This window comes from Aquincola tertiaricarbonis (genome assembly GCF_000969605.1).
Lineage (GTDB): Bacteria > Pseudomonadota > Gammaproteobacteria > Burkholderiales > Burkholderiaceae_C > Aquincola > Aquincola tertiaricarbonis.
The window spans coordinates 153,573-174,120 of record NZ_JZUE01000010.1 but is presented as its reverse complement, the minus strand read 5'-3'; the positions used below and the strand labels follow the sequence as shown (position 1 = coordinate 174,120).

The 20,548-nt window shown below is 69.2% G+C and carries 19 protein-coding genes; 3 read left to right on the top strand and 16 right to left on the bottom strand.

The annotated features are described in order from the left end of the window. Positions 1-343: 343 nt before the first annotated feature. Positions 344-1,600: a PEP-CTERM sorting domain-containing protein gene (locus VO99_RS14375; RefSeq protein ID WP_046113547.1), complete on the bottom strand. Its 1,257-nt coding sequence runs from the start codon at positions 1,598-1,600 to the stop codon at positions 344-346. Positions 1,601-1,871: 271 nt separating this feature from the next. On the opposite strand from VO99_RS14375, the gene xth reads away from it, so the two are divergent. After that, positions 1,872-2,648, top strand: a complete 777-nt coding sequence (gene xth, locus VO99_RS14370; protein WP_046113546.1) for an exodeoxyribonuclease III — start codon at positions 1,872-1,874, stop codon at positions 2,646-2,648. 36 nt (positions 2,649-2,684) lie between these two features. Here xth and VO99_RS31850 read toward each other — a convergent pair whose 3' ends face one another. From VO99_RS31850 to VO99_RS14310, 12 genes are all read right to left on the bottom strand, one after another. Then, positions 2,685-4,232 (bottom strand): methyl-accepting chemotaxis protein, encoded by a 1,548-nt coding sequence (locus VO99_RS31850; RefSeq protein WP_046113631.1) that lies wholly within the window; start codon positions 4,230-4,232, stop codon positions 2,685-2,687. Positions 4,233-4,285: 53 nt separating this feature from the next. Beyond that, positions 4,286-5,815, bottom strand: a complete 1,530-nt coding sequence (locus VO99_RS31845) for a methyl-accepting chemotaxis protein (protein WP_157039565.1) — start codon at positions 5,813-5,815, stop codon at positions 4,286-4,288. A 112-nt stretch (positions 5,816-5,927) separates the two neighbouring features. Beyond that, the gene (gene ntrC / locus VO99_RS14355) at positions 5,928-7,601 is read right to left on the bottom strand and encodes a nitrogen regulation protein NR(I) (RefSeq protein ID WP_046113545.1); all 1,674 of its coding nucleotides are present in this window, start codon (positions 7,599-7,601) and stop codon (positions 5,928-5,930) included. A gap of 31 nt (positions 7,602-7,632) precedes the next feature. Next, positions 7,633-8,715: a nitrogen regulation protein NR(II) gene (glnL, locus tag VO99_RS14350; RefSeq protein ID WP_046113544.1), complete on the bottom strand. Its 1,083-nt coding sequence runs from the start codon at positions 8,713-8,715 to the stop codon at positions 7,633-7,635. Further along, a complete protein-coding gene (locus VO99_RS14345) occupies positions 8,712-9,227 on the bottom strand; it encodes a hypothetical protein (RefSeq protein ID WP_046113543.1) in 516 nt (171 codons plus the stop codon). The genes glnL and VO99_RS14345 overlap by 4 nt, the downstream gene beginning before the upstream one ends. Positions 9,228-9,336: 109 nt before the next feature. Then, positions 9,337-10,752, bottom strand: coding sequence for a type I glutamate--ammonia ligase (gene glnA, locus VO99_RS14340; RefSeq protein WP_046113542.1), 1,416 nt, complete (start codon positions 10,750-10,752; stop codon positions 9,337-9,339). A gap of 219 nt (positions 10,753-10,971) precedes the next feature. After that, the gene (locus tag VO99_RS14335; RefSeq protein WP_046113541.1) at positions 10,972-11,766 is read right to left on the bottom strand and encodes a competence/damage-inducible protein A; all 795 of its coding nucleotides are present in this window, start codon (positions 11,764-11,766) and stop codon (positions 10,972-10,974) included. Then, complete coding sequence (locus VO99_RS14330) at positions 11,763-12,602, bottom strand: EI24 domain-containing protein (RefSeq protein WP_046113629.1); 840 nt, start codon at positions 12,600-12,602, stop codon at positions 11,763-11,765. Before VO99_RS14330 ends, VO99_RS14335 begins: the two co-directional genes overlap by 4 nt. 8 nt (positions 12,603-12,610) lie before the next feature. Then, the gene (locus VO99_RS14325) at positions 12,611-13,582 is read right to left on the bottom strand and encodes a sterol desaturase family protein (protein ID WP_046113628.1); all 972 of its coding nucleotides are present in this window, start codon (positions 13,580-13,582) and stop codon (positions 12,611-12,613) included. Positions 13,583-13,589: 7 nt separating this feature from the next. Further along, positions 13,590-14,381: a polysaccharide deacetylase family protein gene (locus VO99_RS14320; protein ID WP_046113540.1), complete on the bottom strand. Its 792-nt coding sequence runs from the start codon at positions 14,379-14,381 to the stop codon at positions 13,590-13,592. Further along, positions 14,365-15,333 (bottom strand): YVTN family beta-propeller repeat protein, encoded by a 969-nt coding sequence (locus VO99_RS14315; RefSeq protein ID WP_046113627.1) that lies wholly within the window; start codon positions 15,331-15,333, stop codon positions 14,365-14,367. Before VO99_RS14315 ends, VO99_RS14320 begins: the two co-directional genes overlap by 17 nt. A 160-nt stretch (positions 15,334-15,493) precedes the next feature. After that, positions 15,494-16,309 (bottom strand): TIGR00266 family protein, encoded by an 816-nt coding sequence (locus VO99_RS14310; protein WP_046113539.1) that lies wholly within the window; start codon positions 16,307-16,309, stop codon positions 15,494-15,496. Positions 16,310-16,427: 118 nt separating this feature from the next. Between VO99_RS14310 and VO99_RS14305 the strand changes: the two genes are divergently transcribed. Further along, entirely contained in the window at positions 16,428-17,252 is an 825-nt protein-coding gene (locus VO99_RS14305) for an IclR family transcriptional regulator domain-containing protein (protein WP_046113538.1), read from the top strand. 234 nt (positions 17,253-17,486) lie between these two features. Here the strand turns inward: VO99_RS14305 and serC are convergent, their stop codons facing one another. From serC to upp, 3 genes are all read right to left on the bottom strand, one after another. Next, complete coding sequence (gene serC / locus VO99_RS14300) at positions 17,487-18,569, bottom strand: 3-phosphoserine/phosphohydroxythreonine transaminase (RefSeq protein WP_046113537.1); 1,083 nt, start codon at positions 18,567-18,569, stop codon at positions 17,487-17,489. A 62-nt stretch (positions 18,570-18,631) separates the two neighbouring features. Beyond that, positions 18,632-19,114 carry a universal stress protein gene (locus tag VO99_RS14295; protein ID WP_046113536.1) on the bottom strand — a complete coding sequence of 161 codons (483 nt, stop codon included), beginning with the start codon at positions 19,112-19,114 and terminating at the stop codon, positions 18,632-18,634. Between the two features lie 65 nt (positions 19,115-19,179). Then, the gene (upp, locus tag VO99_RS14290; RefSeq protein WP_046113535.1) at positions 19,180-19,821 is read right to left on the bottom strand and encodes a uracil phosphoribosyltransferase; all 642 of its coding nucleotides are present in this window, start codon (positions 19,819-19,821) and stop codon (positions 19,180-19,182) included. 99 nt (positions 19,822-19,920) lie between these two features. On the opposite strand from upp, the gene VO99_RS14285 reads away from it, so the two are divergent. Beyond that, complete coding sequence (locus tag VO99_RS14285) at positions 19,921-20,499, top strand: histidine phosphatase family protein (RefSeq protein WP_046113534.1); 579 nt, start codon at positions 19,921-19,923, stop codon at positions 20,497-20,499. The last annotated feature ends 49 nt before the right edge of the window (positions 20,500-20,548 follow it).

The window sequence follows — 20,548 nt, the reverse complement described above, 5'->3', positions numbered from 1 at the left end:
GCGGCCGCCTGCCGTGTGGCTGCCGTCTTTGCAGCAGGTGCCCCACGCGTCGGGAGCGTCGAGACGGCCATCAACACAAACACCACCCACTTGCAGATCGCTCCTGATGGCATCCGTCGCCTCCCACGCCTGGAGCAGCCGCCAGTGACCACGGCGGGCGCTCGATCCAGCGCCGAGTGTCATGTCGCCGGATGTGCCGGCGGTACCCCTACGTTGGCAGTCGCCAGGTGTCGGCGGTCATGCCCACGGGCACGAACTGCTCCGTGCCACGTTGGCAGAGCTGACCGTCCAGGTTCGTGCTGGCGAAGAGGGCTCTCCTGCGCCTCCCGCCAAAGTCATGGGCTCAATCAGGGCGTCCGCGTCTGACCTGGCTGCTTGGCAGGCCACCCCAGCCGGCCGGCGGCCATGTGGCGCGGCGACCTGCCATTGCCCCGATAAGAGCGAGGCCGCTCAGCATCATGACGACCGATGCGGGCTCGGGCACCGCTGTCAGCGCGTTGATCGTGTCGATCTGCGCGCTTGTCACCGAGTAGACCCACGTGGCAGCACCGTGGTCTCGCGTGGCCCATTCGCCCTGCTCCAGCCGGATGTCGCCGACGCTGATGTTCGAGACGACGGCGGAACTCCCTGCGACGCCCGAATCGACCAGGAAGGTGATCTCGGTGGCGTCGACAGGCTGCAGCGTGAGATCGATGTGCCGCAGGCTCACGGCGCTTGCAAAGGATTCGGTTCGGTAGACAGTGAATCCACCAAGCAGCACACGGAACGTCGTGTTCGGCTCAAGGATCGAGAGGTCGAACTCGAGACGAATCGGCGCGGAGGTGCCCGGCAGCGAGTGGGCTATCGAAGCCGGCGAAGCCGTTTGCAGCCATATGCCGAGGTCGCCAAGGGTCGGCGCCGCGTTCGACTGCCAATCGTTGCGCAGCAGGTCGGTCGCGTCGGTCCGTCTGTCGAGATAGCCTGGCGTCAGGGTCGGCCGCTCATTCGAGTCGCTGTTGAAGAAGAACAGGCGGTCCTGCAAGCCATCGCGCCAGTTGTCCAGGCGCTGCAGCAGACCCGAGCGCGGGGTTGTCTGCGAGGCGGGCGCCTGAACCGACAGCGTGTTGCGCAACGCAACGCGCAGATCGCCGGTGGCCTTGACGCTGGACTCCGGCAGGCCGCCCATCACCGTGAGCAGTTCATAGCTGCCGAGCCGCGGGGTGAACGTCCTGGTGCCTGCGACACCAAGCTCCAGATCCACGGGGTTCGTGCCAAGCACCTTCCGCTGCTCATCTCTCAGCCGGAGCTGCGTTCCAAAGGGCTGCTGCGTGAGCTGCACGAGCAGAGTCGCCGGAACGTTGATGTCGTTCACGCCGCCATCCATGCGACTCAGTGCACCACCAAAGCGTCCGGTCATCGCAACGTTCGAAGCCACAATCGAGGAAATGTCGAGATCGGCGGCTGGCGCAAAGCTGAATGGAAGCTCCCTCACCGAGCCCGTTGCCCTTTCCCAGCGATAGTCGAACACCTTGTCGAGAAAGACATCCTGTGGCGTCGACGATGCGAAGCCCGGCGTTGCGACCATGATGACGGTGAGGCCGAGTGCATGAAGCTGTCTCATGGTGCAAGTGCCCTCCTGCTCGAAGTCACCGTAGCACAGCTCATGGCCTCCGTGCCGGGCCTGGGATCCGTCGTGTTCGAGCCCCCCTAACTTGCATCACGGTCAGCCCGGCGCAGCGCGGCCTGCGTCAGGATGCAGGAGCTCAGCTTGTAGGATGCCAAGAACACCGCGCGACGCACCGACCTGAAGCGTGCACGCGCAAGAAGTGGCGGGGCAGCCTCGACCCGCCTGGCGCACGCGCCCCTTTCAAATCCAATCGGTTAGGACGGCCTTGAAACTCGCCACCTGGAACGTGAACTCCCTTGCCGTGCGGCTGCCGCAGCTGCTGGACTGGCTGGCCCTGCACCAGCCCGATGCCATGGTGCTGCAGGAAACCAAGCTGACCGACGACAAGTTCCCGCATGAGGCGCTGAGCGCCGCGGGTTACCACCCGCAGTGGTTCGGCCAGAAGACCTACAACGGCGTGGCGCTGCTGTCGCGCACGCCGGCCGACGCCATCGCCAGGAACATCGTGGGCGTGGAGGACGAGCAGGCCCGCGTCATCGCCGGCACGGTGGCCGGGGTGCGGGTGATCGGCGCCTACTTCCCGAACGGGCAGGCGCCGGCCAGCGACAAGTTCGCCTACAAGATGCGCTGGCTCGACGGCCTGCGCGCGTGGCTGGCCAGCGAGCTGGCGGCCCATCCGCAACTGGTGCTGATGGGCGACTTCAACATCGCGCCGGAAGACTGCGACGTGCACGATCCGCTGGCCTGGGCCGGGCAGATCCACTGCACGCCGGAAGAGCGGGCGCACTTCCGCGCCCTGCTGGACATGGGCCTGGTCGATGCCTTCCGGCTGTTCGACCAGCCGCCCAAGAGCTGGAGCTGGTGGGACTACCGCGGCCTGGCCTTCCGCAAGAACCAGGGCCTGCGCATCGACCACATCCTGGTGAGCCCGGCACTCAAGCCTCGCGTCACCGCCTGCACCATCGACAAGCTGCCGCGCAAGAACGAACGGCCCAGCGACCACGCACCGGTGGTGGTGGAGCTGGGCCTGCCGGCCGCCTGAGTTCGCGTCACAGCGCCGCGCGCCTGGGGGCCCTGCTCAGGCCGCGATGCGGAAGCGCGACACCGCGCCGGCCAGCTGCTCGGCCTGCGACTTCAGGCTTTCGGCCGCGGCGGCCGACTGCTCGACCAGCGCCGCGTTCTGCTGCGTCATCTGGTCCAGCTGGGTGACGGCGGTGTTCACCTCGCCGATGCCCATGCTCTGCTCGGCGGCCGAGGCGGTGATCTCGCCGATGATGTCGCTCACGCGCTGCACGCTGGCCACGATCTCGTTCATCGTGCGGCCGGCATCGCCCACCAGGCGGGTGCCCGATTCCACGCGGTCCACGCTGGCGCCGATCAGGCTCTTGATCTCCTTGGCGGCTTCGGCGCTGCGCTGGGCCAGGCTGCGCACCTCGCCGGCCACCACCGCGAAGCCGCGGCCCTGTTCGCCCGCGCGGGCGGCTTCCACCGCCGCATTCAGCGCCAGGATGTTGGTCTGGAAGGCGATGCCGTCGATGGTGCCGATGATGTCGGCGATCTTCTGCGAGCTGGTCTGGATGTCGCCCATCGTGGCCACCACCTGGGTCACCACGTCGCCGCCGCGCTGGGCCACCTGGGCCGCCGAATGCGCCAGCTGGTTGGCGGTGCTGGCGGCATCGGCACTCTGGCGCACCGTGCCCGTCAGCTGCTCCATGCTGCTGGCCGTCTGCTGCAGGTTGCTGGCCGTCTGCTCGGTGCGCATCGACAGGTCGGCATTGCCGGTGGCGATCTCCGACGACGCATGGTGGATGCTGTCGGTGGACTGGCGCACGCTGCCCACCATGCCGGCCAGCGCATCGTTCATGTGGCGCAACGCCCGCATCAGCGCGCCGATCTCGTCGCCGCGGCTGGTGTCGATGCGGCGGGTCAGGTCGCCTTCGGCGATGGCATTGGCTGTCTGCACCGCCTCGTCCAGCGGACGCTGGATGGAGCGCACCAGCATGGCCGTGGCGGCTGCGCCCAGCACCAGCACCAGCAGGCCCAGGCCGGCGGCGATGGTGATGACGCGGCTGCGCGCGCTGGTGGCGTCGGCCGCGGCCTGCTCGGCCTTGCGGCGCTGCAGCTGGCCGAACTCGTCGATACTGGCCAGGTAGGCCGCCACCGCGGGCTGGTACTCGCCCTTGAGGATGCTGTCCATCTTCGCGCGGTCGCCGCTGGCGCCGGCTTCCTTGGCCTTGGCGCTGGTGGCCAGCACGGCCTTGCCGTTGGCGGCGATCACCGGGGCCAGCTTCTTGTCCTCGGGCGTCTGCGCCTTCTTCATCAGCTGCTCGCGCAGCTTGGTGATGAAGGGCGCGTCCTTGGCCACGTTCTCCTTGAACAGCTCGCCCACCGCGGGGTCGGTGCTCACCACGGCGGCCATGCTGCGGGCCACGGCGGTCTCGGTCAGGCCTTTCCAGAGCGTGGCCTGCTCCACCAGCGCATGGCTGCTCGCCTGGTCGGCCAGGGCCTGGTCGCTGATGGCGGTGGCCTGCTGCAGCGCCACGCCGGCGCCGCCCACCATCACCACCTGCAGCGCCACCATCACGCCCCACAACTTGCCTGACAGGCGCAGGTTCTCGAACTTCATCGGGTCATCACTCCACTGCGGATTCCAAAGGAACGGGATGCGGGGTCGGGCGATCAGCCGGCCACCACGCGGAAACGGGCCACGGCGCCGGACAGGCTCACCGCCTGCGCCTTGAGGCTTTCGGCGGCGGCGGCGGATTGCTCCACCAGCGCCGCGTTCTGCTGGGTCATGTGGTCGAGCTGGCTGACGGCCTGGCCAACTTCGCCGATGCCCTGGCTCTGCTCGCTGGCCGAGGCGGTGATCTCGCCCACGATGTCGGCCACGCGCTGCACGCTGGCCACGATCTCCTGCATCGTGCGGCCGGCGTCGCCCACCAGGCGGCTGCCGGTGTCCACCCGCTCCACGCTGCTGCCGATCAGCCCGCGGATCTCGCGTGCGGCCTCGCCGGAGCGCTGCGCCAGGCTGCGTACCTCGGAAGCCACCACCGCAAAGCCGCGGCCCTGCTCGCCGGCCCGCGCCGCTTCCACTGCGGCGTTCAGCGCCAGGATGTTGGTCTGGAAGGCGATGCCATCGATGGTGCCGATGATGTCGGCGATGCGGCGCGCACTGGCCTGGATCTCGTCCATCGTGGCCACCACCTGGCCCACCACGGTGCCGCCGCGCTGGGCCACCTCGGCCGCCGAATGGGCCAGCTGGTTGGCGGTGGTGGCGGCATCGGCGCTCTGGCGCACGGTGCCCGTCAGCTGCTCCATCGCGCTCGCGGTTTCCTGCAGGCTGCTGGCCGCCTGCTCGGTGCGGTTGGAGAGGTCGGCATTGCCGCTGGCGATCTCGGCCGAGGCCTGCTGCAGGCCTTCGGTGGAAGCCCGCACGCTGCCCACCATGGTGGAGAGCGCACCGTTCATGTGATGCAGCGCGCGCATCAGTGCGCCAAATTCATCGCCGCGCGTGGTGTCGATGCGGCGGGTAAGGTCGCCCTGTGCAATGGCGTCGGCCGCCTGCACCGCCTGGTCCAGCGGCCGCTGGATGGAGCGCACCAGCAGCGCACCGGCCACGCCCGACATCACCAGCACCGCCAGCGCACCGGCGGCCAGTTCCCAGGCCAGCGTCGCGCGCCCGGCTTCGGCATCGAGCCGGGCCTGCTGGGCACGCTGCACCTGCCAGGCGGCGAATTCGTCGATGCCGGCCACATAGGCCTTGGTGGCGGGCTCGTATTGCTGCTTGACCAGCTCTTCCACCGCCGATGGATCGCCCGCGGTCATCGCCTGGCGAATGCGTTCGTTCACCGCGTCCAGCGTGCTGCCCAGGGCGCGCACGCGGTCGCTGATGGCCTGGTCCTCCGGCGAGGTGGCCAGGGCCAGCACTTCGTCGCGCAGCGCCGCGATGCGCTGGGGATCGGCAGCCACCGCGTCCTTGAACCAGGCGGCCACCGCAGGGTCGGCGCCGATGGCGCCGGCGATGCTGCGGATGGCAGCGGCCTCGGCGGCGGCCTTCCATTGCACCGCGCGTTCGGCCAGGCGGGCCAGCGCGGCTTCGGCGCCGGCGGCATCGCGCGCCATGGCGAATGAACGCATCAGGCCCAGGCCGCCGGCCGTCACCAGCAGCAACTGCAGGCACAGGATGGCGGCCCACAGCTTGTGGGACAAGCGCAGGCGGTTCAACAGCGACACGGCGAACCTTTACAACGGCTAGAGACCGTTGGGGTATCGGCCGGCGCACCGCCCGGCTTGAATCCATGAAGCGCCCGCGCGGGGCGCGTCAGTCGTCCAGGCCCAGTTCCTGGATCTTGCGGGTGATGGTGTTGCGGCCGATGCCCAGCTTGTGCGCCGCCTCGATGCGGCGGCCGCGGGTGATGTCGAGCGCGGTGTGGATGAGCTGGCCCTCGAACTGGCGCGTGAGCATGTCCCACACCTCGGGCGAGCCGGCTTCCAGCAGCTGCCGCGCTTCGCGCTCCAGGTCGGCCAGCCAGGGGCGTGGCCCGCCGGCCGGCGGCATGCCGGTGGCCGCATGCCCCCCGCTGCCCGCATTGCCTAGGCCACCCAGGCCACCCAGCCCGCCTGCGCTGCCCAGCCCACCCAGGCCGCCGGCCATGCCCGCCGGGTCGGACGACAGCGGCGGATAGCCGGCGGGCGTACCCGTCGGCGGCGCGCCGCCCTGGCCCACCGGCTCATGCAACGGGCTGGCCGGTACGCCACCGGCCGACACCACCGGCTCGAAGTGGCTGGCCGCAGGCGCGGCGGCATCGGACGGCGGCGGCACCATCATCGGGATGGAAGGCGACACCGCCAGCAGCTCCGGCGGCAGGTCCTTGGCTTCCACCACCTGGGCCGGCGCCATCACCGTGAGCCAGTGGCACACGTTTTCCAGCTGGCGCACGTTGCCGGGGAAGTCGAAGCCCATCAGCCGTTCCAGCGCGGCATCGGTGATGCGCTTGGCCTCCACGCCCAGTTCCTTCGCGCTCTTCTGCAGGAAGAAGCGGGTGAGCGCGGGCACGTCCTCGCGGCGCTCGCGCAGCGCGGGCAGCCGCAGCCGGATCACGTTGAGTCGGTGGAACAGGTCTTCGCGGAACACGCCCTGCTTGACGCGTTCCTCCAGGTTCTGGTGGGTGGCGGCGATCACCCGCACGTTGCTCTTGAGCGGCTGGTGGCCGCCCACGCGGTAGAACTGCCCGTCGCTCAGCACCCGCAGCAGCCGGGTCTGCAGGTCGAACGGCATGTCGCCGATCTCGTCGAGGAACAGCGTGCCGCCGTCGGCCTGCTCGAAGCGGCCGCGGCGCATGGTCTGTGCGCCGGTGAAGGCACCGCGCTCATGGCCGAAGAGCTCGCTCTCCAGCAGGTCCTTGGGGATGGCGGCGGTGTTGATGGCCACGAACGGGCCGTTGCCGCGCGGGCTGTGCTTGTGCAGAGCGCGGGCCACCAGCTCCTTGCCCGAGCCGCTCTCGCCGGTGATCATCACCGTGACGTTGCTCTGGCTCAGCCGGCCGATGGCGCGGAAAACGTCCTGCATCGCCGGGGCCTGGCCCAGCATCTCGGGCATTTCGGCCTGGCGCTCGTCGATCACCGACTCGCGCATGCTCTCGTCCACCGCGCGGCGGATCAGCTCCACCGCCTTGGGCACGTCGAAGGGCTTGGGAAGGTACTCGAACGCGCCACCCTGGAAGGCCGACACCGCGCTGTCCAGGTCGGAGTAGGCCGTCATGATGATGACGGGCAGGCCGGGATGGCGCGCCTTCACCTTGCTCAGCAGCTCGATGCCCGAGCCACCCGGCATGCGGATGTCGCTCACCAGCACCTGGGGTGCTTCCTCGTCCAGCGCACTCAGCACATCGCGCGGGTTGGAGAAGCTGCGGACCGCGAACTGCTCGCGGGCCAGGGCCTTCTCGAGTACGAAGCGGATGGATTGGTCGTCGTCGACGATCCAGATGGGTTTCATGCGCGCGGAGTTGCTTTCTAGAGCGGTGTGATCACGGCAGCGGGATCACGATCTTGAACACCGTCCGCCCCGGAACGCTGTCGCATTCGATCGTGCCCTGGTGCTGCTGCACGAAGGTCTGCGCCAACGTGAGCCCCAAGCCCGACCCGCCATCGCGCCCCGATACCAAGGGGTAGAAGATGCGATCGCTGATGGACTCCGGTACTCCCGGGCCGTTGTCCTCGATATGCAATTCAAGTGCCAGCCGGAAGCGGTTCTTGCCGATGGTGATCTGCCGCGCGATGCGGGTGCGCAGCCAGATGCAGGCGTCGCCCGCGAAGATGCGCTCGTGCAGCGCCTGCGCCGCGTTGTGCGCGATGTTCAGCACCGCCTGGATCAGCTGTTCGCGGTCGCCGCGGAACTCGGGGATCGAGATGTCGTAGTCGCGCTCGATCGTCAGCCCGCGCGGAAACTCCGCGGTGATCAGCGCCCGCACCCGCTCGCACACCTCGTGGATGTTGACGTCGCTCACCACGTGCGGGCGACGGTGCGGCGCCAGCAGCCGGTCCACCAGCGCCTGCAGCCGGTCGGCTTCCTGCACGATCACCTGCGTGTACTCGGTCAACTCCTTCGATTCGAGCTCCATCTCCAGCAGCTGCGCCGCGCCGCGGATGCCGCCCAGCGGGTTCTTGATCTCGTGCGCCAGGTTGCGGATCAGCTCCTTGTTGGCCTTCACCTGCCCCAGCGTGCGCTCCTCGCGGTCGTGGCGGGTCTGCTGCTCGATCTCGATCACCTCGACCAGGACGCGCTCGGTCTCGCCGTCGATCTGGTTGACGATCACATGCACCGGCATCGGCTCCAGGTGCACGTTGGGCTGGCGGCGCAGTGCGGCCTCGAAGCGGCCGGTGGCGTAGTCGTTGCGGGCCACCGCCAGCAGCGTGTCGCGCAGCTGCTGCGGCTCGACGAAACAATCCAGCAGCGAGCCGCGTTGCAGCGTGCGCCGCGACAGGCCCATCACCTGCTCGAAGCTCGCATTGGCGAACAGGCATTCGCCGGTGGGCCGGGCCACGGCGATCATCGTGGCCAGCAGGTCGAAGGTGTCGAAGTGGTTCGACGGATGAGACGGCTGCTTCATGAGGGCAGGCGCGACAGCTCGCGGCGGATGGCTTCCACATCGCCCTCCTTGCGCTGGATGGCGCTGCGCATTTCCTCCACGCGGTCGAGGTAGCGCTGGTAGTTGCGTTCGTTGCCTTGCCGCTCGGGCTGGCCGTTGTTGAATTCCTGCTTCATGGTGGCCAGGCGGTCCTGTTCCTTGCGGAGTTCGGCTTCGAGGATGCGGCGCGCATCGGCATCGCGGGCGCGCTGCTCGCCGGGGTCGATGCGGCCTTCGCTGCCACGCGCCGCCGGCGCGGCGGGCGAGCCGCCGGGTGGATTGGGCGACGCCACCGGCCGAGGCTTGCTGTTCTGCATGACGGTGACCGGTGCGCTCTCGATGGTGCGGCAGCCGCGGTCCTGGGCCTCGCGCGGGCTCAGCTGGTCGGTGTAGAGCACCGGCGGGCCCGGGCAGCGGTAGACCGTGGTGGCCTGCGCCCACGCACTTCCTGCATTCGCCAGCAACACCACCAGCAGCCATCGACGAACCGTCATGCAGAGTCTCTCCAAGGGTCGGGTCGATGATTGTGCTGCAGCGGCATTGCCATTCCTTTAACGAAAAAGGGACGGCCGAGGCCGTCCCTTCGAGGCAAGCCCGGGGGGCTTACAGGCTGTAGTACATGTCGAACTCGACCGGGTGCGTGGTCATGCGGAAACGCTGCACTTCCTGCATCTTCAGGTCGATGTACGCATCGATGTACGAATCGGTGAACACGCCGCCCTTGGTCAGGAATTCGCGGTCCTTGTCCAGGTACTCCAGCGCCTGGTCCAGGCTGTGGCACACGGTCGGGATCAGCTTGTCCTCTTCCGGCGGCAGGTGGTACAGGTCCTTCGAGGCGGCTTCGCCCGGATGGATCTTGTTTTCCACGCCGTCCAGGCCGGCCATCAGCAGCGCCGAGAAGGCCAGGTACGGGTTGGCCATGGGATCGGGGAAGCGCGCCTCGATGCGGCGGCCCTTCGGGTTGGCCACGAACGGGATGCGGATCGAGGCCGAGCGGTTCTTGGCCGAGTAGGCCAGCTTTACCGGGGCTTCGAAGCCCGGCACCAGGCGCTTGTAGCTGTTGGTGGTCGGGTTGGTGATCGCGTTCAGCGCGCGGCCGTGCTTGATGATGCCGCCGATGTAGTACAGCGCGAACTCGCTCAGGCCGGCGTAGCCGTCGCCGGCGAACAGGTTCTTGCCGTCCTTCCAGACCGACTGGTGCACGTGCATGCCCGAGCCGTTGTCGCCCACGATGGGCTTGGGCATGAAGGTCAGCGTCTTGCCGTAGCTGCGCGCCACGTTCTGCATCACGTACTTCTGCAGCTGGCACCAGTCGGCGCGCTGCAGCAGGGTGCTGAACTTGGTGCCGAGTTCCATCTGGCCGGCGTTGGCCACCTCGTGGTGGTGCACTTCGACGGGGATGCCCAGCGATTCCAGGATCAGGCTCATTTCCGAGCGCAGGTCCTGGCCCGAATCAACCGGCGGCGTGGGGAAGTAGCCGCCCTTGACGGTGGGGCGGTAGCCGGAGTTGCCGTGCTCGTAGTCCTTGCCGGTGCTCCAGGCGCCTTCCTCGGACTCGATCTTCACGAAGCAGCCCGACATGTCGACCTGCCAGCGCACGCTGTCGAACACGAAGAACTCGGGTTCGGGGCCGAAGAAGGCGGTGTCGCCCAGGCCCGACGACTTCAGGTAGGCCTCGGCGCGCTTGGCCAGCGAACGCGGGTCGCGCTCATAGGCCTTGCCGTCGGCCGGCTCCAGCACGTCGCAGGTGAGGATGACCGTCGGCTCTTCGAAGAACGGGTCGATGTTGGCGGTGTTCGGGTCCGGCATCAGCAGCATGTCCGATGCCTCGATGCCCTTCCAGCCGGCGATCGACGAACCGTCGAAGGCATGGCCGGAGGTGAACTTGTCTTCGTCGAAGTGCGAGATGGGAACCGTAACGTGCTGTTCCTTGCCGCGGGTGTCGGTGAAGCGGAAGTCAACGAACTTGACTTCGTTTTCCTTCACCATGGTCATCACGTCGGCGACAGTCTTTGCCATCAGGAATCTCCTAGCGGGCGCTGGTCTGGGGTGGTTTTAGGGGTAAGAAACGGCAGATCGGGGAATTGCAGGCGGCCCAGGAACGCTGGCTGCCAAGCCCCAAAAAGGCGCATCGGAAATTAGCAGAAAGTGTGCCCGCGGAATCTTACCGGTTCCGGGGCATGGAAACCCCATCTTGGTGCAGCCGAGCGCACCGACTTGGGCCGCCTTGCTGCGGCGTCAACGCACCATTTCCGGGCCAAGCGAAAGCTGCATCGCTTGCAGGCTGCCCAGCAGCTGCGCATAGGCGGCCGGCACGCCGGCGGCGGCACCCTTGACGCCCAGTTCGATGTGGCGGCCGTACTGGGGATGGTCGACGCTGGGCAGGCTGAACACCTTGATGCCGGGGTGGTCGCGCTCCACGGTCTCCATCAGCGGCGTCAGCGTGGCTTCCAGTCCGCCGAACACGATGACCGACTGCTCCACCTGCCGGTGGCTGCCATGCAGCGCGGCATAGCGGCCGTCCAGCAGCCACTCGATCATCGGATGCGCCATCACCGGGAAGCCGGGCACGAAATGCACCTCGCCCACGCTGAAGCCCGGGATCTTGTTGTACGGGTTGGGGATGATGGCCGCGCCCTCGGGGAACACGCCCATGTTGAGCCGGTGCAGGTTGTCGGGCCGGTCGGGTTCGTAGGGGGTGCCCTGCTCGGCCGCCACGTCGCGCATGCGCTCCTGGATCAGCGCCTTGGCCTCGGGGTGCAGCACCAGCGGCACGCCCAGGGCCGCGGCGGCGGCCTGGCGGCTGTGGTCGTCGGGCGTGGCGCCGATGCCGCCGCAGCTGAAGACCACGTCGCCGCTGGCGAAGGCGTCGCGCAGGGTGGCGGTCATGCGCTCGCGGTCGTCGCCCACGTAGCGGGCCCAGGCCAGCGACAGGCCGCGGGCGGACAGCAGCTCGATGACCTTGGCCAGGTGCTTGTCCTGCCGCTTGCCCGAGAGGATCTCGTCGCCGACGATGATGAGGCCGAAATTCATGGCAGCTGCTCCAGGGGCGCGGGGGTGATGACGGTGGGGCCGGCCTGCATGCGCAGGCGCTGCAGCGCCGCCAGGCCGTAATGGGTGAACCAGAGCGACGAGAAGGCGAACACCAGCGTGTACAGCCAGACCGAGGCCACGATGAGGATGGGCGCCAGCACCAGCGTCATGGCGCTCACCGCCCACAGCAGCGAAGGCGCGGCGCCGAGGTAGCCGCACACCACGCCGATGCCCATCAACGGCCAGCGGTGCTGGCGCAGCAGCAGCTTGCGCTCCTCGGCGCTGGCATGGTCGGCCAGCGCATCGAAGGCCATCACGCGGTAGGTGAGCCAGCCCCACACCAGCGGCGGGATCACCAGCACCAGCGGCGGGATGAGCCACAGCGGCACGCTGGCCGCCAGCACGATGAAGGCCAGCAGCGTGTAGCCCAGCGAATAGGCCACCGAGCTGGCCAGGCCCGCGCCATGCCGGCGCTCCAGCATCGGGAAGCGGCGGCGGGCCACCAGGGACACCAGCGCCGGCGTCATCATCATGGCCACCAGCACCAGCGATACCAGCACGATGACCGGCACCGCCAGCGCCACCACGATCAGCGGCGCGAGCACTGCGCGAAAGCCCTGCGCGCCCATGGAGTCCAGCCACTGCAGGAAGGCCGAGGTGAGCAGCCAGCTCTCCATCGTGGCGCGCACGCCGTCGATGGCCGCTTCATAGAAGAACCAGCCGGCGGCCAGCGTGAGGCCGCCGGCCACCAGCAGCGGCAGCAGCGACATCGCGATCACGCGCGGGTGCAGGCAGTAGGCGCTGGCGCGCCAGAAGGCATCGATGAGTGCTTTCATGCCGCCCATCATCCCCTGCCGGCCAGGCGCTTGAGGCCCAGCCACTGCTGGGCCCAGAAGCCGCGGCCGTAGTCCCGGCCGCCCTGGTCGGGCAGCTGGTCGCGGATGCCGGTGGGCTCCACCGGCCGGTCGAACTCGGCGGTGCGGAACAGCAGGTCCCACAACGGGAACAGCACCGCGAAGTTGTGGCCACCCAGCGTGCCCGCGCCGTTCGATTCATGGCCGATGCCGATGGCGTGGTGCACCCGGTGGAAGCGCGGGCTGACCAGCAGCCGGTCGCCCCAGCGGCCGAAACCCAGCCGCACGTTGGCATGCGACAGGCTTTCCAGCAGCTGCGTGATCACCACCACCGTCACGAACTGTCCCGGCGCGATGCCCACTGCCAGACCCACCAGCACGAACACGCTGTCGTGGATGAGGTCGTCCAGCAGGTGGTTGCGGTTGTCGCTCCACAGGGTCATCTGGCGCTGGCTGTGGTGCACCGCATGCAGCTGCCACCACCAGCTGAACTGGTGCTGCGCCCGGTGCAGCGCATAGCCCACCAGGTCGAACAGCAGCAGGTACATCAGCAAGGACACCCAGGCCACGTCGGTGACGCCGGGCCACAGGTTGTCCAGGTGAAAGGTAGGCAGGCCCTGCAGCCGCAGCCAGCCGATGCCGTCGTTCCACAGCGGCACCAGCGTGAAGAAGAGGGCCAGCCGGAAAACGCCCAGGCGGTGGATCAGCGTGTACAGCACGTCGGTGCGCACGGCGGCGCGGTCGGTCAGCGGCTCGGCGGGCCGCCAGCGCTCCAGCGCACGGAAGACGGTGAGCATCACCACGATCTGCAGCAGCCCGGCCAGCAGCCAGCCGGTGGCGTCGAAGGCGTCTTCCAGCAGGTTGCCCATGCCCAGCGTGTACAGCGCCGGCTGCACCGCCTGCTCGAACAGCCACTGCTGCGCGGTGCCGAAGGCGTCGATGAAGGGGTCGAGAACGGTCATGGACAGGTCAACGCGGCGCGGCCGCGGCGGCATACAGCGGATGCTCGCGCAACGTGGCGAAGCACAGGCCGCGGGCCTGCAGGCCGGTGACCAGCGGCTCCAGCACGGCCGGCGCCCAAGGGTCCTGGCGCGACCAGATGCCCAGGTGCGCCAGCAGGATGTCGCCCGGCCGCACCTTCTGCAGCGCCTGGGACAGCAGCTTGTCGTTGGGGTACTTGTCGCTGGGCAGCTCGTCGCCCAGGAAGCCGGCCGGCGACCAGCCGACGTGGGTGAAGCCGCAGGCCTTGGCCGCGGCCAGCAGCGCCGGCGAGGTGCGGCCGGCGGGCGCGCGGAACAGCGGCAGCATCGTCTGGCCGGTCATTGCCTGGAAGCGCTCGGCAGGCCGGCGAAGCTCGGCGCAGTACTGCGCGGGCGTGAGCGTCAGCGTCTTGCCTGCATCCGGCCCGGCGGTGGGCCGCAGGCGCAGGCCGGCGGCGGTGTCGGCCTGCCACACCAGATGGTCCCAGGTATGGGAGCCGAAGGCATGGCCCTCGGCGGCGCGCGCCCTCCACCAGGGCGCCCATTCGTCGTCCAGGCTGCTGCCGTCGGTGCGGGTGCGCTCGTTGGCCAGGAAGAAGGTGGCCTTCACGCCGTGGCGGGCCAGCACCTCGGCCACCAGCGGCGCCACGCCCATGTGGCCGGTGTCGAAGGTGAGGTAGACCGGTTTGGCGCAGCCGGCAGCGGCCGCCGTGCCCGCAGCGGCCAACGCCGCCGCGGCGGCCAGGAGGCGCAGGCCGCTGCGGCTAGATGCGGCTCGCATGGGCCAGCGTCCACACCCCGTGCGGCGACTTGCCCACGGGCACCTGCCGCACCACCTCGCGCCGGGTGATGTCGATGAAGGTGAGCTTGCGCGCCCAGCGCGAGGTCACCATCAGCGTGCGGCCGTCGTTGAGCATCTCCATGCAGTCCGGGCCGCCGGGCGCGGGATAGTGCTCCACCACGCTCAGCGACTGGGTGTCCAGCAGGCTGATGGTGTTGGCCACCCGGTTGCTGACGAACACATGCCGCCGGTCGCCGCGGGCGCGGAAGGCATGGGCGCCGGCCGCCGTCTTGATGCGCTTGACCAGCCGCGGCTGCGCGCCGGTGACGTCATAGGCCTCGACGAACTGGTCGCCGGTCAGCGCCACCAGCAGCGTGCGGTCGTCGGCGGTGAGGAACACATCCGCCGGCATCTTGCCGATGGGCACCTTCCAGCGCGGCGCCTGGGTGTGGATGTCGATGGCCATCAGCTCGTCGCTGTCCTGCATCGACGAATAGATGACGCTGCTGCGGCTGTCGATGGCCAGGTGGCTGGGCGTGCGGCTGGCGGCCACGCGCTTGACCAGCGCCAGCGGTTGCGCGGCGTCGGCCGGCTGCCAGCGGTACAGGTCGATGTGGTTCAGCCGGTTGGCGGCGGTGACGAACCACTTCATGTCCGGCGAGAAGCGCAGGTGGTAGGGATCGATGATGTCGGTCACCACCCGCTGCACGAGGCCGCTGACGGGATCGATGAAGGTGAGCGAGTCGCTCAGCGCATTGGCCACGATGACGGACTTCTCATCGGGCGTCAGGTACAGGTGGTGCGGCTCCTTGCCGGTGGGCAGGCGCCGGATCTCGGTGAAGCTGGCCGGATCGATCACGCTGACGCTGGCGTCCAGCGAGTTCAGCACGAAGATGGGACCCGCCTTGGCCGGCGGGGTGGCCGGCTGGGCGATGGCCGCACCGGGCAGCACCCCGGCGCTGGCCAGGCCGGCCGCGGCACCCGCCGCCAGGAACGTTCGCCGGCACAGCGGCCGGGCCGAAGGAATGACTTTCAAGACGCACCACCCGGAAACGGGCTGCCGTTATGCAACCCGCTAGTGTAGGCGGAGCGCCCTGCCGGGCACCTGCCGTTTACTCGTCGTCCCCGCCGCCGAGGATGCCACCCAGCAGGCCGCCGGCGGCCACGCCGCCCAGCACCGAACCCTCTTCCCGCGCGCCGCCGCGCTGCGGTGCCGCGGCGAAGATGCGCGAGGCCAGGCGCGACAGCGGCAGGCTCTGCAGCCAGATGGTGCCGGGGCCGGTGAGCTTGGCGAAGAACAGGCCCTCGCCGCCGAATAGCGCCGTCTTGATCTTGCCCACGTACTGGATCTCGAAGCTGACGTTGGGCGTGTAGGCCACCACGCAGCCGGTGTCCACCAGCAAGGTTTCGCCGGGCTGCAGCTCGCGCTTGACCACGGTGCCGCCGGCGTGCACGAAGGCCAGGCCGTCGCCTTCCAGCTTCTGCATGATGAAGCCTTCACCCCCGAAGAAGCCGACCGACAGCTTCTGCTGCAGCGCGATGCCCAGCGACACGCCACGCGCAGCGCACAGGAAGGCGTCCTTCTGGCAGATGAGCGTGCCGCCCAGGCGGCTCAGGTCCATTGCCATGATCTTGCCGGGGTACGGCGAAGCGAAGGCGATGCGGCGCTTGACGTTGGCCTCGTTGGTGTAGATGGTGGTGAACAGCGATTCGCCGGTGACCAGCCGCTTGCCCGCGCCCAGCAGCTTGCCGAAGAAGCCGCCCTGGCTCTTGGAGCCGTCGCCGAACACCGTGTCCATGCCGATGCCGGCATCCATGAACATCATGCTGCCGGCTTCGCCGATGGCAGCTTCGCCGGGGTCGAGCTCGACCTCGACGTACTGCATTTCGGCGCCCTTGATCTCGTAGTCGACGACGTCCATGGCCATGATGGTGGCTCCTGTCTCTGGCATGAGGTGGTTGAAACGGGCGCGATGGTAACGAAGCGGCGCTGCCGATAATGCGCCGCCCGCAACGCCCGCGGCGAGCCGCCCGCCCGCCCCTTCGATGCCCGACCTGCCGCCCTCCCCCGCCCCTGCTGCCCAGGCCGATGCCGCCGAGCGCCCGAAGCCCGGCGACACCTATGTGCAGTCGTTCGCCCGCGGGCTGGCGGTCATCCGCTCCTTCAGCGCCGAGGCCCCGACGCAGACGCTGACGGAGGTGGCCACCCGCACCGGCCTCACCCGCGCCGGCGCGCGCCGCATCCTGCTCACGCTGGAAGGCCTGGGCTACGTGGAGGCGCAGGGCCGGCAGTTCCGCCTCACGCCCAAGATCCTGGACCTGGGCTTTGCCTACCTGTCGTCGCTGCCGCTGTGGAACCTGGCCGAGCCGGTGATGGAAACCCTGGTGGCCGAGGTGAAGGAGAGCTGCTCGGCCGCGGTGCTGGACGGCGCCGAACTGGTGTATGTGCTGCGGGTGCCCACGCACAAGATCATGCGCATCAACCTGGGCATCGGCAGCCGGCTGCCGGCTTTCTGCACCTCGATGGGCCGGGTGCTGCTGGCTGGCCTGCCGCCCGAGGAAGCGCGGGCCCGGCTCGCCTCGCGCGAGCGGCTGCCCTGGACCTCGCGCACCGTGGTGGAGCTGGAAGCCCTGGTGGCGCTGGTGGAGGAAACCCGGCGGCAGGGCTGGTGCCTGGTGAACCAGGAACTGGAGGAAGGCCTGGTTTCGCTGGCCGCACCCATCGTCGACCGCACCGGCCGCACCATTGCCGCGCTGAACATCAGCGGCCAGGCCAACCGCACGCCGCCGGCGGTGATGGTCGAACGCTTCCTGCCGCTGCTGCTGCAGGCCTCGCGGGACATCGCGCGGCTGCTGCAGTTCAAGACATAGCATTCAGCCGCCGGGCCGCCCCAAGGCTGAATGCGCCCCCCTGGGGGGCAGCGAGCGCAGCGAGCTTGGGGGCTTCACGTTCAGCCGCCGGGCCGCCCCAAGGCTGAATGCGCCCCCCTGGGGGGCAGCGAGCGCAGCGAGCTTGGGGGCTCCACGTTCAGCCGCCGGGCCGCCCCAAGGCTGAATGCGCCCCCTCGGGGGGCAGGGAGCGCAGCGAGCTTGGGGGCACCATGCTCAGCCCTTTTCAGCCTCGAACTCCTTCATGTAGTCCACCAGCGCCTGCACCGCCTCCAGCGGCACCGCGTTGTAGATCGACGCGCGCATGCCGCCCACCACGCGGTGGCCCTTGAGCTGCACCATGCCGCGCGCCTCGGCGCCCTTCAGGAACGCAGCGTCGAGCGACGGGTCGGACAGGCGGAACGGCACGTTCATCAGCGAGCGGTCCTCGCGCGCCACCGGGCTGGTGTAGAAGCCGCTGGCATCGATCGCGCCGTACAGCAGGCTGGCCTTGGCCTGGTTGAGGCGGGCCATGCCTTCCAGCCCGCCCTGCGCCTTGATCCACTTGAACACCAGCCCGGCAATGTAGATCGCGTAGGTGGGCGGCGTGTTGATCATCGAATCGTTGTCGGCCAGGTGCTTGTAGTCGAACACCTGCGGCGTGATGGGCAGCGCACCGCCCAGCAGGTCGTCGCGCACGATCACCAGCGTGAGGCCGGCCGGGCCGATGTTCTTCTGCGCACCGCCATAGATCAGGCCGTAGCGGCTCACGTCCACCGGCTTGCTCAGGAAGTTGCTGGACATGTCGGCCACCAGCGGCACGTCGCCGGTGTCGGGCGTCCAGTGGTATTCCACGCCGCCGATGGTCTCGTTGCTGCAGATGTGCACGTAGGCCGCATCGGGGTCGAGCTGCCAGCTGTCCTGCTTCGGCACGTGCGTGAAGCGGCTGCCTTCGGCGGTGGCGGCCACGCGCGCAGTGCAGTACTTGCCGGCTTCCTCGATCGACTTCTTCGACCACTCGCCGGTGTGCACGTAGTCGGCGCTTTGGCGCCCACGCAGCAGGTTCATCGGCAGGATGGCGTTCTGGCCCAGGGCGCCGCCCTGCATGAACAGTACCTTGTAGTTCGGTGGGATGTTCAGCAGCTCGACCAGCAGCGCCTTGGTCTCGGCCAGGATGCCCATGAACTCCTTGCCGCGGTGGCTCATCTCCATGACGGACATGCCCGAGCCGTGCCAGTCCAGCATCTCGGCCGCGGCCTCGCGCAGCACCGGTTCAGGAAGCGCGGCCGGGCCGGCGCTGAAGTTGAAAACACGTGTCATGGAAAAGCGGCTCCAGGGTCGGCTGGTTCACGGAGCCCGGCAGGATAGCGCCTCGCCCGGCATCAGCCTTCTTCGGCCAGTTCGTCCGGGCCGGTGGCCGGCGGCGCCTCGGCAGGCGGCGCATGGCGAACGATGGTCACCGGCACGCCGGCATGCTGCAGCACCTCCTGCGAGACCGAGCCCAGCAGCGCCTCGCTCAACGCGCCGTGGCCGAAGGTGCCCATCACGATGGCGTCGCACTGCTCGCGTTCGGCCACCTCCACGATCTGCTGCGCCGGGTCGCCGGTGGTGATCTCCACTTCGTAGGCCAGGCCGGCCGCGTCCAGCAGCGCCTGCGCCGACTGCAGCGCGCTCTCGCCCGCCTCGCGCGCGGCGGCGGCGCGGGCATCGGCATCGCGCAGCATCAGCACTTCGTACAGGTGCGTGGGTTCCTGCACGTTCAGCAGCAGGAAGCTGGCCTGCAGGCCATCGCGCGCCAGGCGCAGGCCATGGTGGATGGCATCGAGCGAACGCGCGGAACCGTCGACGGGCAGCAGGATGCGCATGGGCACTCTCCGGGCAGTGGGCACCGGCCCATCTTGCCACCGGGCGTGCTGGCGTCAGCGCGGGTTCACACGGTGTCTTCGAACTTGGTGCCGAAGAGCTTGTCGCCGGCGTCGCCCAGGCCGGGAATGATGTAGCCGTTGGCGTCCAGGTGGCTGTCGATGGCGGCCGTCCAGCAGCGCACGTCGGGGTGCGCAGCCTGCAGCGCGGCAATGCCCTCGGGCGCGGCCACGAGCACCAGCGCCCGCACGTCGGTGCAGCCACGGTCCTTCAGCAGCTGCGCGGTGGCGATCATCGAGCCGGCGGTGGCCAGCATCGGGTCGATGATGAGCGCGGTGCGCTGTTCCAGGTGGCCGACGAACTTCTCGAAGTAGCGCTCGGGCTGCAGCGTCTCGTGGTTGCGCGACAGGCCCACCACGCTCACCTTCGCGCCAGGCACGATGTCCAGCACGCCGTCCAGCATGCCCAGGCCGGCGCGCAGGATGGGCACCACCGTCACCTTGCGGCCCTGGATCTGCTCCACCTCCACCGGGCCGCTCCAGCATGGCAGCGTGACCTTGCACAGCGGGAAGTCGGCCGTGGCCTCGTAGGCCAGCAGCCGGGCCAGCTCCTGCGTGAGGGCTCGAAAGTCCTTGGTGGTGATGCCGGCCTCGCGCAGCAGGCCAATCTTGTGGCGCACCAGGGGATGGGCGATCTGGATGACGGGCATGCCGGGGTTTTAGCGAGCTTCGTGCCAAGGCGCCAGCCCGGCCTGCCGCCAAACCCGAGGCGGAAGTGCGGCCATGCGGCAGGCCCTACCCTCGCGCCCATGCCGCACCGCCTTCCACACCGCCGCGTCCTCGTCCTGCTGCTGGCTGCCGCCGGCGCCCTGGCTGCCCTGCCAGCCCATGCCGATCCGCAGGCCGCGCTGGCCGCGCTGCGGGAGCCGGGCACGGTGGTGCTGATGCGGCATGCACGGGCGCCGGGCGTGGGCGACCCGGCCGGCTTCAAGCTCGGCGACTGCAGCACCCAGCGCAACCTGAACGACGAAGGCCGCGCCGATGCCCGCGCGGCCGGCCAGCGGCTGCGTGCGGCGGGTGTGAAGGTGGGCAAGCTGCTCAGCTCGCCGTGGTGCCGCTGCCTGGAGACGGCCCGGCTGCTGGACCTGGGTCCGGTCGTGGCCGATCCCGCCTTCGGCAGCACCTTTCGCTCCGAAACCAGCAGCGACGAGGTCACCGCCGCCGCCCGCCGCGTGATCGCCGATTGGCGCGGCCCCGGCGTGCTGCTGGCGGTGACGCACCAGGTCAACATCCAGGCCCTCACGGGGCGCAGCACCTCGTCGGGCGAGATGATCGTGCTCAAGCGGCAAGCCGACGGCAGCCTGCGCGAGGTGGGTGCGCTGGAATAAGGCGGCGCTTCTTCGGCCGTCCATCGGCCCTCCAGCGTCCATCAACCGC